Origin of the sequence: Amycolatopsis suaedae, from assembly GCF_004214935.1 — a bacterium.
In the GTDB taxonomy this organism is placed as follows: Bacteria; Actinomycetota; Actinomycetes; order Mycobacteriales; family Pseudonocardiaceae; genus Amycolatopsis; species Amycolatopsis suaedae.
Genome location: NZ_SFCC01000002.1, coordinates 559,297 through 572,763 on the forward strand (window position 1 = coordinate 559,297; position 13,467 = coordinate 572,763).

Consider the following 13,467-nt stretch of genomic DNA (forward strand, 5'->3'; position numbering starts at 1 on the left):
GTACCGATCGGGGGACGGGGCCGTACTGTGTGCGGAGTGCGGGACGGTTTGGGGTCGACGGCGGCGGCGCGCGCCGAGTTCGCGGCACGGTTGCTGCGCCCGGGGATGCGGGTGCTGGACGTCGGTTGTGGCGCCGGGGTCATCAGCCGCATGCTCGCCACCTCGGTTCCGGACGTCCGTGTCGTCGGCGTGGACGAGGTGAACCGGCTCGGGTCCGCACGGTCCATTGTGGACTTCGTCGGCGGTTCGGTGTACGCCCTGCCGCTGGCGGACGGGGCCGTGGACCTCGCGTTCGCGCACGGTCTGTTCGATCACCTGCGGGACCCGGCGGCGGCGCTGGCCGAACTGCACAGGGTTGTCCGGCCCGGCGGCAGGCTTGCTCTGTCCACTTCGGACTGGAGCCGGGCGAAGCTGCGGCCGAGGACGGCCAACGTCGACGCTGCCCTGCGGGGCTACTACCTGCTGCGCCGCAGACAGGGAGCGGACCCGTTCGCCGGAAAGCGGCTGGCTGATCTGGTGACCGCGGCGGGCTTCGCCGAGGTGCGTTCCCATGCCCGCTTCCGCGGTGACGTGGCCTACCGCGACCTGGCCAGGCAGGTGGAGGCAGCCCTCGCGGCCGCATTGGACACCCCGAGCCGCGACCACCAGCAGCTCACCAGCGCGGCCAGAAGCGCCTGGGTCTGGTCCCGAGCAGGCGACGGCGAGTTCAACCAATGCTGGGTAGAACTAACAGCAACCCGCTAATCGCGAACTCGGGGGTCCTGAACGGTCAACTCGCGGGTGCGCAATGGTGGACTCGCGGGGAACGAGCGGTGGACTCGCGCAACCGGGCTGGTCAACACCAGAAGCAACCCACAGCACAAAGGCGAGGAGCGAGACGGGGGTCCAGGGGGCTTGCCCCCTGGCGGGGGTCTGGGGGTTCGACCCCCAGAAGACGCCGGAAGGGGGCGCGGTTCGCGCTCTCCGCGAACACACGCCCCCTGTCAACTTCCGTCGGGGTGGCGGGATTTGAACCCACGACCTCCTCGACCCGAACGAGGCACGCTACCAAGCTGCGCCACACCCCGAGGTCCTGCTTAACGGGCCGTGGAGAAGTCTAGCGGACGTCCGATCGGGCTTTGCGGCGGGCCAGCCTCTGTGCGTTCGGGCTGGCCGTGTCCCTCGGGACCAGCGTGAGCAGGCTGGCTTCCGGCGGGCAGGCGAACCGCACCGGCGCGTAGGGCGAGGTGCCCAGGCCGGCCGAGACGTTGAGCCACATGTTGGCGCCCCAGCGGGAGACCCCGCGGGCACGGGAGCGGTCGAGGTCGCAGTTGGTGACCAGCGCGCCGTATCCCGGCAGCCGGAGCTGGCCGCCGTGGGTGTGCCCGGCGAGGACGAGGTCGTAGCCGTCGGCGGCGAAGGGGTCGAGCACCCGGGGCTCCGGGGAGTGGGTGACGCCCAGCCGTAGTGCGGCGGAACGGTCGGCCCGGCCTGCGATGTCGTTGTAGCGGTCGCGGTGCAGGTGCGGGTCGTCGACGCCGGCGGTGAAGACCTCCTGGCCGGCGACCTTCACGGTACGGCGCACGTGGGTCAGGTCCTGCCAGCCGTGCTCGACCAGTGCGGCCCGCAGGTCGCGCCAGGGCAGGTGGACGCCGTGGATGCGCTTCTTGCGGCCCTTGGGCATGAGGTAGCGAGCCGGGTTCTTCGGCTTGGGGCCGTAGTAGTCGTTGCTGCCGAAGACGAACACGCCCGGCCGGTCGAGCAGCTTGCCGAGCGCGCGCAGGACCGCGGGTACGGCCTGGCGGTGGGCGAGGTTGTCGCCGGTGTTGACGACCAGGTCCGGGTTCAGCTCGTCGAGTGCGGCGACCCAGCGTTGCTTGGACTCCTGGCCCGGAAGCATGTGCAGGTCGGAGATGTGCAGGATGGTGATTGGTCTGGACCCCGGGGTGAGCACCGGGATCTCCGCGGTGCGCAGCGTCCAGTGCCGTCGTTCGATCGCTGACGCATAACCCAGGGTCGCGGCCCCCAGGGCGACAGCCCCCACTGCCAGGTGCTTGACCTTCGGTCGCACCGGGCCCCTATCACCGTGCGTGTTCACAGTGTCCACTATACGTGCTCGGATTCCACGCCCCCAGGTGATACTCCATTCCGGTGACGGGTACCGGCTCAGCGGCGGCCGACGCGGTCGTAACGCGGGTCGAGCGGGGGCAGCGGCAGCTCCGGTTGTCCCTCCAGGATCTTGCTGACGGCACCGAACCACGTACGGGCGGGCGTCTTGCCACCGAACATGTCGCCGTTGGTGCCGCGGGCGGCGACGACGTTGCCGGGGCCCCGGTCGTACAGCCCGCCGTTGGGCGAGTCCGGCCGGAACACCATGGCGGCGCCTGCCAGCTGCGGGGTGGCGCCGACGAACGCGGCCGAGCCGTTGTTCTGGGTGGTACCGGTCTTGCCGATCATCGGGCGGGTCCAGCGAGCCGCGGCGGCGGCCGCGTGCGAGGTGCCGCCGGGCATGTCGTCCTTGCTCATGCCGACGGCGAGCGAGTTGGCCAGCCCTTCGTCGACGACCTGCTCGCAGGCGGGCTCCTTGTACGGCACGGGCTTGCCGTCCCGGTCGGTGATCGACGCGATCGGGGTGGGCGGGCACCACACGCCGCCGCTCATGATCGTGGCGGCGACGTTGGCCATCTCCAGTCCGCTGACCGGGCTCACGCCGAGGGTGAACGAACCCTTGCCCGGCGAGTTGTCGCTGGGGCCGTACCAGGCGGTCTGGCTGGTACGGAACTGCGCGTTCTCGTTGTCCGGGTCGACCGGGCCGCCGGTGGCGGCGTTGCCCGCCATCGAGTTACGCAGGCCGAGCTTGCTGGCCATCTCGACGACCGGGCCCATGCCGGCCTGCTCCTCGAGGATCACGAACGCGGTGTTCGGCGAGGTGGCCAGTGCGGTCTGCAGCGACATCGCCCCGCTGCCGCCCTCGGTGGCGTTGCTCACGCAGTAGGTGCGGGTGTAGCGGTCCTTCGGCGGACATTGGTCACCACCGCCGGTGAAGACCTGGGAGATGTGGAAGTTCGGCACCTGGATGGTGCTGTTGATCCCGGCAACTCCCTGCTTCAGCGCGGCGGCCGCGGTGAAGATCTTGAAGCTCGACCCGGCGCCGGTGACGTTGGTCACGCCGGACGGCAGCGGGTAGGTGGTCTGCCCCCGGTCCTTGTCCAGGCCGTAGTCCCGGTTGGCTGCCAGCGCGACGACCTCGTGCCGTTCCTTGCCCGGCTTCACCAGCGACAGGGTGTTGGCGACGTTGGGCTGGTTCTTCTTCACCTGGGCCTCGGCCGACTTCTTGGCCTCGTCGTTGGCCCGCTGGTCCATTGTGGTCTTGATGGTGTAGCCGCCGGTGAACAGCTCGTCCTCGGACATGCCGTGCTGGAGCAGGTAGTCGACGACGTACTGGCAGAAGAACCCGTTCTCCGGGCCGGCGCCGACGCAGTTGGAGGCGGGCTTGTCCGGCGCCTTCTCGACCACGCCGAGCGGTTCGGTCTTGAGCCGCTCCGCGTCGGCCGGGGCCAGCTTCTTGTTGTCCACCATGCGGTCGATCACGAGATTGCGCCGGTGCATGGCGTTGTCCGGCTTGCGCCACGGGTCGTACATGATCGGGTTGTTGACCATCCCGGCCAGCAGGGCGGCCTGCGGGACGGTCAGCTTGTCCGGCGTGGTGTTGAAGTAGGCCTTCGCCGCCGCGCCGACGCCGTAGATCTGGTGCGAGAACTCGACGACGTTGAGGTAGCCGGCGAGGATCTGGTCCTTCGGCATCTTCGTCTCGAGCTGGATGGCGATGCGGGCTTCCTTGAGCTTGCGCGCGATCGTCTGCTCCTGGGCCTTCTCCTGGCCCAGCGGGTTCTCCCGGTTGACGACGTTGATGAGGTAGTTCTTGACGTACTGCTGGGTCAGCGTGGACGCACCCTGCGTGTCGCCGCCGGTCTGGTTGGAGATGGCGGCGCGGATGGTGCCCTTCCAGTCGACGCCCTTGTGGTCGTAGAACCGCCGGTCCTCGGTGGAGATCAGCGCCCATTTCATGGCGTCGTTGATCTGGTTGGCGGCGGTGGGGATGCGGTACTGCTTGTACAGCGTGGCGATGACGTTGCCAGCCGAGTCGGTCACGTTCGTGACCAGCGGCGGCGGGTCGGTGGCGAGCTCGGACGACATGCTGTCGACCGTCTCGCTCGCCTGGTTGGATGCCACACCGGCGGCGCCGACGACCGGGAACAGCACCCCGGCGACCAGCACGCCCGCGAGCAGGCAGAGGCTGAGCAGCTTGAGCAGACCTTCTGTCTTGCGCACGACCCTCAGGCTACCCGCGCGGTGTGGGGTCCCGGTGACCACGGCCGGGTGTCCCGAACGTGTGCAGAGGTAACGGAAGACAACTCGGAACTTGGCGAATGGAACCGGGGAGCAATACAGTCCGTCAACATCTCACGTAAACAAGCCAACGGATGGGTGAGTCGGAGCCTCGGCTCGTTGATCCATTCGGCCGCAGCGGTGCGGGGACGCACTGGCTGTTGACCGCGTGAGACCAGAGGGAGATCAGACTCCGCGGGCCCCGGGAGAGGCCGGAGTCTGTTCGCGGAGGCGATCCACCAGGTAGGGAGCTTGGGGGTATGGAGAGCAACCAGTCGCATTGGCGGGTACGAGCCAGCTGCCGGGACGCTGATCCGGACGGCCTGTTCGTGCGAGGAGCCGAGCAGAACCGGGCGAAGGTCGTCTGCATGGGCTGCCCGGTGCGTACCGAGTGCCTGGCCGAGGCACTCGACAACCGAATCAGCTTCGGTGTCTGGGGAGGAATGACCGAAAGAGAACGCAGGGCGCTGCTGCGCCGCCGCCCGGACATCGAGTCCTGGCACGAGCTACTCACCACGGCCCGGCGCGAGTTCGCCGGTGCCGACGAGGAAGAGGACGAGCCCGCGGTCCGAGTGGGCTGAACGCAGTAATTACTCAGTGTCACCGGCTAGGCGGGTGCCGATGTCGCGCAGGCCGGCCAGGTCGTGGACGTCGGCGGGGAGGGCAGGCACACCGACCACGGGCACCTCGGGGTGGGCCCGGGTGAACCGCGCCAGCAGGCGCTTCTCCCGGTCCGCCACCGCGACCCGGTCGGCGTGCAGCCGCAGCACCGCCGACGCCAGCGGCGCACTGCGCCCGCCGCGGTCGAGCGCGTCGGCCGCGGCGAGCGCCTCGGTGCCCGACAGCGGCGCCAGCACCGGGTGCGTCCGGTTGGCCACCAGGCCTGCCAGCGGCATCGACTCCGACGACAGCCGCTCGACGAAGTAACTGGCCTCGCGCAGGGCATCCGGCTCCGGCGCGGCCACCACCAGGAACGCGGTTCCCTTGGAGCGCAGGAGTTCCGCCGTCTTCCTGGACCGTTCGCGGAACCCGCCGAACATCGTGTCGAAGGCCTGGACGAACGCCGACGCGTCGGCCAGCAGCTGGCCGCCGATGATCGTCGACACCGCCTTGGCGAACATCGAGAACCCGGCGCTGACCACCTTGCGCAGGCCCCAGCCGCCTGCCTTCGCCGGCCCGGTCAGCAGCCGGATCATCCGGCCGTCCAGCGCGCTGGACAGTCGCGTCGGCGCGTCCAGGAAGTCCAGTGCGGACCGGCTCGGCGGCGTGTCGACGATGATCAGATCCCACTCCCCGGTCGCCGCGAGCTGACCGAGCTTCTCCATCGCCATGTACTCCTGCGTGCCGGAGAACGACGTGGAAATGGTCTGGTAGAAGGGATTCGCCAGTAGCTGCTCGGCCCGTTCGGGGCCGGCGTGCACACGCACCATGTCGTCGAAGGTGCGCCGCATGTCCAGCATCATCGCCCACAGCTCGCCCTTGGGCTCGAAGCCTTCGACGGTCACCTGCTTGGGGTGGTTGCCCAGCTCTCGCAGCCCGAGCGCCTGCGCGAGCCGCCGTGCCGGGTCGATGGTCAGCACGACCGTCTGCCTGCCGCGCTCGGCCGCCCGCAGGGCGAGTGCCGCGGCGGTCGTGGTCTTGCCGACGCCGCCGGAACCACAGCAGACGATCACCCGGGTCTCCGGCGAGTCGATCAGCTCGTCCATGTCGAGCATCAGCGCACCCCCTGGTCGATCAGGGCCTCGGCGAGGTCGTAGAGCGCGGCGACGTCGACGCCGCCGGTCATCTCGCCCAGTTCGAGCGTGGGCAGGTCGGCCTCGGTCAGCTGGGTGCGGGCGCGCTGCTCGGCGGCCACCCGGATGGCGTGCTCGACGGTTTCCTCGACGAGCGCGTCCAGCGTCTCCTCGCCCAGCTCCAGCCCGGCGGCGGCCAGCCCCTGCCGGACCCGGGACGCGTCCACCCGGCCGTCGGCGGCGGCGACGACCGAGCGCGCGGGCAGCCGCGGCGGCCGGACGCGGTTGACCAGCACCGCGCCGGGACGCAGGTCGGCGCCGTCCAGCTCGGCGACCGCTTCGACGGTCTCGCGCACCGGCATCTCCTCCAGCAGCGTCACCAGGTGAACGGCAGTTTCGCCGGAGTGCAGCAGCCGGACGACGCCTTCGGCCTGGCCGCGGATGGGCCCGGTCTTGGCGAGATCGGTGAGGGCCTTGGTGACGTCGAGGAACTTGACGACCCTGCCGGTCGGCGGTGAGTCGACGACGACGGCGTCGTAGGTGTGCCTGCCGTCGGACTCGGTCCGCCCGACGCATTCCTTGATCTTGCCGGTGAGCAGTACGTCCCGCAGGCCCGGCGCCAGCGTCGTGGCGAACTCGATCGCGCCCATGCGGCGCAGCGTGCGGCCGGCGAAGCCGAGGTTGTAGAACATCTCGAAGTACTCGAGCAGCGCGGCCTCGGCGTCGATGTGCAGTGCGCGTACCTCGCCACCGCCGGGCACCGACGCGATGCGCTGCTCGGCGTAGGGCAGCGGCTCGGTGTCGAAGAGCTGCGCGATGCCCTGCCTGCCCTCGACCTCGACCAGCAGTACCCGGCGCCCGCCGCTGGCCAGCGCCAGCGCCAGTGCGGCCGCGAGGGTGGTCTTGCCGGTGCCGCCCTTGCCGGTGACGAAGTGCAACCTGGCGCGGGAGAGCTCGTCGGTCCAGCCGGCAAGGGGTGTGGTCACCTTGCCAGCGTAAGTCAACTAGCGAGTAGCAGTACGCCGACCACCGCAGTGACGGCGACGACGATCCCCCAGCTCAGACCGGACGGCAGCACGGTGAGCACCAGCAGGCAGAGCAGCAGGAGCGTGGTGAACGCCACGGCTCCGGAGGTCGCCACCTTGCTGCCGGAGTGCGTCCGGTCCCGGACCTGCGCCATCACGATCAACACGGCGAACAGGCCGGCGAGGCCGAGCAGCGAGGTCGCGACGATCCGCCAGGTCTCCACGGCTTCACGTTAGCTGGGCTGCCGCCTTCTCGGCGACGTCCGGCGGTGCGGTGGCGATGACCGTGTCCAGCGTGCGCATGGCCTCGGTCAGCTCGGTGATGGCCGACGTGATCCGCCTGCGTTCCTGGTACAGCTCGATCAGCAGTTCCGGGCAGTCCGCGACGAGCCTGCCGCCCTCGGTGGCCAGGCACGGCAGCATGTCCGCGATGGTCGCGGTGGACAGCCCGGCCGCGAGCAGGTTGCGGATCTGCGCGACCGTCGTCACGTCGGTCTCGTCGTACACCCGGTACCCGCTGGGCAGGCGTCGCGGCCGCAGCAGGCCCTGCTCCTCGTAGTACCGCAGCAGGCGCTGGCTGACGCCCGTTCTGCGTTCCAGCTCACCAATCCGCATGTCGCCCCTTGACTCTCACATTGATGAGAAACTTTAGCGTCGCGGCATGTCCCGAACACAACTGGAAATCACCGCGGGGCCGAGACAATGGCTCGGGCTCGCGGTCCTGGTCCTGCCGACGGCGTTGCTGTCGATGGACGCCACGATCCTTTACCTCGCACTGCCCCGGCTGGCCACCGATCTGGCGCCCAGCGCCAGCGAACTGCTCTGGATCAACGACGCGTACGGCTTCCTCGTCGCCGGGTTCCTGGTGACCATGGGAACCCTCGGCGACCGCATCGGCCGCCGCAGGCTGCTGCTGATCGGCGCCGCCGCGTTCCTGGTCGTCTCCGTCCTCGCCGCCTACGCGCCGACGGCCGAGGCGCTGATCGCCGCCCGCGCGCTGCTCGGGATCGCCGGTGCGACGCTGATGCCGTCGACGCTCGCCCTGATCAGCAACATGTTCCGGGACGACCGGCAGCGCGGGCTGGCCATCGGCTGGTGGGCAGCGGGCATGTCCGGTGGCGTCGCACTCGGCCCGGTCGTCGGCGGGCTGCTGCTGGAGTCGTTCTGGTGGGGGTCGGCGTTCCTGGTCGCCGTCCCGGTCATGGGCCTGCTGCTGATCGCCGGACCGGTCCTGCTGCCGGAGTACCGCGACCCGGATCCCGGAAAGCTCGACCTGATCAGCGTTGTGCTGTCGCTGGGGGCAGTGCTGCCGCTCGTGCACGGCGTGAAGCAGCTCGCCGAGGGACACGTCGCGGTCGGCCTGGGGGCGGCCGCGGCGGGGCTGGTCCTCGGGCAGGTGTTCCTGCGGCGGCAGCGCGGACTGACGCATCCGCTGGTCGACGTCCGCCTGTTCGCCGACCGCGGCTTCCGCGGCGCGCTGACCGTGCTGCTCGTCGGGCTGACCAGCCTCGCCGGGGTCTACCTGTTCGCCACGCTGTACCTGCAGCAGGTCGCCGGCCTCTCGCCGCTGGGCGCCGGGCTGTGGCTGCTGCCGTCGGCGCTGACGATGGTCGTCACCTCGGTGGCCGCGCCGGTGCTGGTCCGCCGGATCCCGGTCGCCTATGTGCTGGCGACCGCGCTGGTGCTGTCCGCGGCGGGTGTCGGGCTGATGGTCCTCGTCGACGGCCCGCAGGGGTTCGCGGTGCTGGTGGCCGGCACCGTCGTGCTCTATCTGGGGCAGGGGCCGATCATGGCGCTGGGCACCGGCGTGGTCGTGGGTGCCGCGCCGCCGGAACGGGCGGGTGCGGCGTCGGCGTTGTCGGAGACCAGCGTGGACTTCGGGCTGGCGCTGGGCGTCGCCGTGCTGGGCACCGTCGGCACGCTGGTCGGCCGCGTCCACTCGTTCACCGCGGGCCTGAACGTCGTCGCGGCGATCTGCGCGGTGCTCTTCCTGCTGCTGGCCGTGCTGGCGGTGGTCACACTGAGACCACGCGTCGGGTGAGGCTGGACAGGGTAGCTACGCTCGCGCACATGAGCGCCACCAAATGGGAGTACGCGACGGTCCCCCTGCTGATCCACGCGACCAAGCAGATTCTCGACCAGTGGGGTGAGGACGGCTGGGAGCTGGTGACCGTACTGCCCAACCCGAGCGGGGAGCAGCACGTGGCCTACCTGAAGCGGGCGAAGGGCTGAGCATGAGCTGGTCAGCCAGGCTCGCCGAGCTCGGCATCGAACTGCCGGGCGTCGCCGCACCGGTCGCCGCCTACGTGCCGGCCGTGCGTACCGGCGACTACGTCTACACCTCCGGTCAGCTGCCGTTCGTCGACGGCGCGCTGGCGGCGTCCGGCAAGGTCGGCGCCGAGGTGGGGCCGGACGAGGCCAAGCGGCACGCCCGCACCTGCGGGCTCAACGCGCTGGCCGCCGTGCACGCGCTGGTCGGCATCGACTCGGTCGTCCGCGTGGTCAAGGTGGCCGGCTTCATCGCGTCGGCCGAGGGGTTCACCGGCCAGCCCGCCGTCCTCAACGGGGCGTCGGAGCTGTTCGGCGAGATCTTCGGCGACGCGGGTGTACACGCGCGTTCCGCGGTCGGTGTCGCCGAGTTGCCGCTCGGCGCTCCCGTCGAGGTGGAACTGATCGTGGAGGTGAAGTAGGTGGACCCGGACATCGAGCAGTCCAGTCACGAACTGTTACTGCGGCTGGCCGGCCGGCTGCCGGACAAGACGCTCTGGCGGTTCCGCGACTGGCTGGCCGAGGGCGCCATGGCGACGCTCGCGCGGACCATTCCAAGATCTTTGCTCAAGCACAGCGTTGACCTCGATCAGCCCGAGTATCGCCTGCTGGTGGCGGGCCTGATCCCCCACGGGGCCGATTGGCACCAGGTCAGTTCGACACTCGGGGTGGACGACGGCACCGAGAACAGGTACACATTCACCCGGAGTGCCCCCGATCGGGTGAACTCTGTCGACTCGGTGTCAGTGGTGCTTCACGCAACGTTGCGTGGTCGCCCTGACGTCGGTGAGGTACGGGAGAGCTGGCGGCACACCGGCACCCCAGGCGACCGCGATGCCAAGCGCGTACTGCTGGTCACCGCGTTGTCCGGGATGCCGAGGCTGACCGGTGAGCTGCAACGGGTGCTCCGCGTGCTGGGCGATGAGGAGCCCAGCGTGGAGGTGCTCCCGCCGCGGTTCGAGCTCCCGGACTACCACCGAGCCGCGCTGGCCAACTCGTCGTTGGTGTGCCAGGGCGCGGTGGACGCCGGGCATCGACTCGTCGCCGCGTAACGCGCTCGCTCCTCCGGCGGGCGTCGGAGGGAGAGAGTGCGATGGTGGAGGCCCACGACGGGCTCGGTGTGCCGCTGCGGCTGCACAACCTGTTGCTCGCCATGGCCGGCCGCCTCGACGACAGTGCGCTGTCGGAGGCAAGGGAACTGGTCGCGCGGTCACGCCTGGACGAGGCCGTCGAGCTGACCGCGGGCGCGCTGATCGCCGGACGCATTCCGGTGCGGGCCGTCGAGCAGCGTGAGCTGGCGCTGATCCTGGAGATGAGCCGGTCGGACGCGACGCTCGTCGACGAGGTGATCATCGACGAGGCTGAACCCGCCGTGACGCACCGGTTCAGCGCCGAGAACGAGCCCGAACGCGGCATCGCCGACGCACTGGACCGCGCCATCCAGGTGCTGCCCGACCTGCGGTCGGTGCACGCGGTCTGGCGCAACACCCCGGCAGGCAGCGTGCCCGGTCCCCTTCCGCAGCGGGTCGTGCTGGTCGAGATCGGCCCGGACGGTCACCCGCCCGCGGTCGCCTTCCGGGTGGACACCGCGTTGCGGCGTGCGGGGATTCGCTCGGTCGTCGAGGTCACCGGTCCCGGTGCCGAGCGGACCGGCTACTACGAGCAGGGTCTCGCCTCGGCCAACCTGGCCTGGCACTCGGGTTCCCGGCCGAACGCCGGCAGCGGTGGCGGCCCGAGCATGCCGCGGCACGTGTCCGACAGCGGTGCCGCGCCCGCGCACGCGCTGATGGAGGCCGAGGCGCCGACCACGCCCGCGCCGCCCGCCCAGCCCGCGCCTGCCGTCGCCGTGCCGACGCCCACGCAGTCCGCCCCGCCGCCTCCGCCGCCGTCCGACGACACGACGCCGGTGAAGAAGAACCCGGCGCCGCCGCCTCCGCCCGCGGAGACGCCGGAGCCGGAGCCGCGGGTCAACTACGTCGACACCACGGCCGACATGTCCTCCGCCGAGGTCGCGCAGCTGCGCAGGGCGCTGGCCGAGGACTCGGAGACGGGCAAGGCCATCGCGTCGGCGAAGCTGGGGGCCGACGGCGAGGTCGTCGAGCTGCCCGAGCTGGACCTCAACGACCCGAACCTGAGCGAGCGGGACCGCAAGCTGCTGCGGGAGCTGCACGCGGAGCTGGCCCAGCGCGAGCGTGCCGAGGCCGCCCGGATCCGGATGAACAACGGCTCCGGCCGCGGTGGCGACCGGCGCTGGGTCGACGGCTTCAGCGGTGCCTGAGTGTGACGCGGCTTTCATGACGTCTCAGGCGGTCAGGGCGTAACGTCCCCGGGGTGGCTGATGTACCCGAGGAAGTGTCCATCCCGATGCCGCCGACCGACCCGCACGGGGACGGTCCCGAGCGGCCGATGAAGGACGCCGCCACCGTCGTACTGCTGCGGGACACCGACCACGGCATCGAGGTCTTCCTGCAGCGGCGGGTGAACGCGATGGCGTTCGCCGCCGGGATGACCGTGTTCCCCGGCGGCGGTGTGGACGGCCGCGACGCCGACACAACCGTCCGCTGGGCCGGGCCCGCCCCCGCCGAGTGGGCAAATGCGTTCGACTGCGACGAGTCGCTGGCCCGTTCGCTGGTGTGCGCGGCCGTGCGGGAGACGTTCGAGGAGTCCGGTGTCCTGTTCGCGGGTTCCGGGGACGACGTCGTCGCCGACACCGCCGAGTACGCCACCGCGAGGCAGCGGCTGATCGACCGGGACCTGTCGCTGGCCGCGTTCCTCGCCGAGTCCGGCCTGACACTGCGTGCCGATCTGCTGCGCCCGTGGGCGAACTGGGTCACCCCGCCGCCCGCGCCACGGCGCTACGACACCCGCTTCTTCCTCGCCGCGTTGCCTGCGGGCCAGCTGGCCGACGGCGCGACCACCGAGGCCGACGAGTCCGGCTGGTTCCGTCCCGAGGACGCGCTGGCCGACGCCGAGGCCGGCCGCAGCATGCTGATGCCGCCGACCTGGTACACGCTGGCGGAGCTGCGTGAGTTCGGCACGGTCGCCGACGCGCTGGCCGCGCAGCGGGAGATCGTCAAGATCACGCCGACGCTGGAGCGCGACGGCGAACGGCTCAAGGTCGTCCTGGAGGGCCGATGAACCCGGAGTACGGCGTCCGCCGCGAGGTCAGCCCCATCGCGTCGGTCGTGCTGGAGAACAACCCGTCGACGATGACGCTGGAGGGCACCAACAGCTGGATCCTGCGTGCGCCCGGTGCGGCGTCGACGGTCGTGGTCGACCCCGGCCACGACGACCCGGACCACCTGCCGCGACTGGCCTACGACCGGGTCGAACTGATCCTGCTCACCCATCACCACCCCGACCACGCCGACGGCGCACCCTGGCTGGCCCAGCGCACCGGCGCGCCGGTGCGGGCGCTGCGGCCGGAGCTGTGCCTGCGCTCGCCCGCGCTGGAGCCGGGGGAACGGCTGACCGCCGCCGGCCTGGAGATCGAGGTCCTGCACACCCCCGGGCACACCGACGACTCGGTCTGCCTGCGGGTGTCCGGCAGCGGGACCGAGCACGTGCTGACCGGCGACACCATCCTCGGCAGGGGGACGACCGTCCTGTCCGACCTGGGTGCGTACCTCGGGTCGCTGCGGCTGCTGACCGGCCTGCCGGACGGCATGCTCGGCCTGCCGGGGCACGGCCCCGAGCTGCCCGACCTGCGGGCGACCGCCCGCGAGTACCTCGACCACCGCGAGCAGCGGCTGAACCAGGTACGCGACGCGCTGGACAAGCTGGGCCCGGACGCGACGCCGCGGCAGATCGTCGAGCTGGTCTACGCCGACGTCGACCAGGCCCTCTGGGGCCCGGCCGAGTACAGCGTGAAGGCGCAGCTGGACTACCTGCGCTCGTAGCCGCTGGCCTCACCAATGCGGCTTCCGTAGCGCCCCCAATGTGGCATTGGGGAACTTGAACTCCCCCAATGCCACATTGGGGATTTTTCATCCTGTCTTGGCTGGTCAGTGGGTGTGGGTGGTGCTGGTGGGGTGGTGTTGTTCGTGGTGGGTGAGGACGAGTAGGGCGCGGAG

Annotated in this window: 15 protein-coding genes and 1 tRNA gene; 9 read left to right on the top strand and 7 right to left on the bottom strand. The window is 70.7% G+C overall.

The annotated features are described in order from the left end of the window. Window positions 1-27: 27 nt before the first annotated feature. A complete protein-coding gene (locus tag EWH70_RS05960; RefSeq protein ID WP_420809032.1) occupies window positions 28-744 on the top strand; it encodes a methyltransferase domain-containing protein in 717 nt (238 codons plus the stop codon). 249 nt (window positions 745-993) lie between these two features. Here EWH70_RS05960 and EWH70_RS05965 read toward each other — a convergent pair. The 3 genes from EWH70_RS05965 to EWH70_RS05975 form a co-directional block, all read right to left on the bottom strand. Further along, a tRNA-Pro gene (locus tag EWH70_RS05965) sits at window positions 994-1,067 on the bottom strand. A gap of 29 nt (window positions 1,068-1,096) precedes the next feature. Further along, entirely contained in the window at window positions 1,097-2,023 is a 927-nt protein-coding gene (locus EWH70_RS05970) for a metallophosphoesterase (RefSeq protein ID WP_130474195.1), read from the bottom strand. A gap of 122 nt (window positions 2,024-2,145) precedes the next feature. Next, complete coding sequence (locus EWH70_RS05975) at window positions 2,146-4,311, bottom strand: transglycosylase domain-containing protein (protein WP_130474196.1); 2,166 nt, start codon at window positions 4,309-4,311, stop codon at window positions 2,146-2,148. A 317-nt stretch (window positions 4,312-4,628) separates the two neighbouring features. Between EWH70_RS05975 and EWH70_RS05980 the strand changes: the two genes are divergently transcribed. Beyond that, the gene (locus tag EWH70_RS05980; protein ID WP_130474197.1) at window positions 4,629-4,949 is read left to right on the top strand and encodes a WhiB family transcriptional regulator; all 321 of its coding nucleotides are present in this window, start codon (window positions 4,629-4,631) and stop codon (window positions 4,947-4,949) included. Between the two features lie 9 nt (window positions 4,950-4,958). On the opposite strand, the gene bagB is transcribed toward EWH70_RS05980, so the two are convergent. Genes bagB through EWH70_RS06000 form a run of 4 tightly spaced genes read right to left on the bottom strand, consistent with a single transcriptional unit; the run spans window position 4,959 to window position 7,741 of the window. Further along, the gene (bagB, locus tag EWH70_RS05985) at window positions 4,959-6,083 is read right to left on the bottom strand and encodes an ATPase BagB (protein ID WP_130474198.1); all 1,125 of its coding nucleotides are present in this window, start codon (window positions 6,081-6,083) and stop codon (window positions 4,959-4,961) included. Next, window positions 6,083-7,087: an ATPase BagA gene (gene bagA / locus EWH70_RS05990; RefSeq protein WP_130474199.1), complete on the bottom strand. Its 1,005-nt coding sequence runs from the start codon at window positions 7,085-7,087 to the stop codon at window positions 6,083-6,085. Before bagA ends, bagB begins: the two co-directional genes overlap by 1 nt. A gap of 14 nt (window positions 7,088-7,101) precedes the next feature. Beyond that, window positions 7,102-7,350 carry a hypothetical protein gene (locus tag EWH70_RS05995; RefSeq protein ID WP_130474200.1) on the bottom strand — a complete coding sequence of 83 codons (249 nt, stop codon included), beginning with the start codon at window positions 7,348-7,350 and terminating at the stop codon, window positions 7,102-7,104. Window positions 7,351-7,354: 4 nt separating this feature from the next. Beyond that, window positions 7,355-7,741, bottom strand: coding sequence for a MerR family transcriptional regulator (locus EWH70_RS06000; RefSeq protein WP_130474201.1), 387 nt, complete (start codon window positions 7,739-7,741; stop codon window positions 7,355-7,357). A gap of 46 nt (window positions 7,742-7,787) precedes the next feature. Here EWH70_RS06000 and EWH70_RS06005 point away from each other — a divergent pair, with 46 nt between their 5' ends. From EWH70_RS06005 to EWH70_RS06035, 7 genes are all read left to right on the top strand, one after another. Next, window positions 7,788-9,167 (top strand): MFS transporter, encoded by a 1,380-nt coding sequence (locus EWH70_RS06005; RefSeq protein ID WP_130474202.1) that lies wholly within the window; start codon window positions 7,788-7,790, stop codon window positions 9,165-9,167. Window positions 9,168-9,196: 29 nt separating this feature from the next. Continuing rightward, on the top strand, window positions 9,197-9,358 hold the full coding sequence (locus EWH70_RS06010; RefSeq protein ID WP_130474203.1) for a Sp36 family protein: 162 nt from the start codon (window positions 9,197-9,199) through the stop codon (window positions 9,356-9,358). 2 nt (window positions 9,359-9,360) lie between these two features. Further along, window positions 9,361-9,816 (top strand): RidA family protein, encoded by a 456-nt coding sequence (locus EWH70_RS06015; protein WP_130474204.1) that lies wholly within the window; start codon window positions 9,361-9,363, stop codon window positions 9,814-9,816. Further along, a complete protein-coding gene (locus EWH70_RS06020) occupies window positions 9,817-10,446 on the top strand; it encodes a hypothetical protein (protein WP_130474205.1) in 630 nt (209 codons plus the stop codon). Between the two features lie 41 nt (window positions 10,447-10,487). Then, window positions 10,488-11,672 (top strand): hypothetical protein, encoded by a 1,185-nt coding sequence (locus tag EWH70_RS06025; RefSeq protein ID WP_130474206.1) that lies wholly within the window; start codon window positions 10,488-10,490, stop codon window positions 11,670-11,672. An 86-nt stretch (window positions 11,673-11,758) separates the two neighbouring features. After that, a complete protein-coding gene (locus EWH70_RS06030) occupies window positions 11,759-12,532 on the top strand; it encodes an NUDIX hydrolase (RefSeq protein WP_130474277.1) in 774 nt (257 codons plus the stop codon). Continuing rightward, window positions 12,529-13,293 (top strand): MBL fold metallo-hydrolase, encoded by a 765-nt coding sequence (locus tag EWH70_RS06035; RefSeq protein WP_130474207.1) that lies wholly within the window; start codon window positions 12,529-12,531, stop codon window positions 13,291-13,293. The genes EWH70_RS06030 and EWH70_RS06035 overlap by 4 nt, the downstream gene beginning before the upstream one ends. Window positions 13,294-13,467 lie beyond the last annotated feature (174 nt).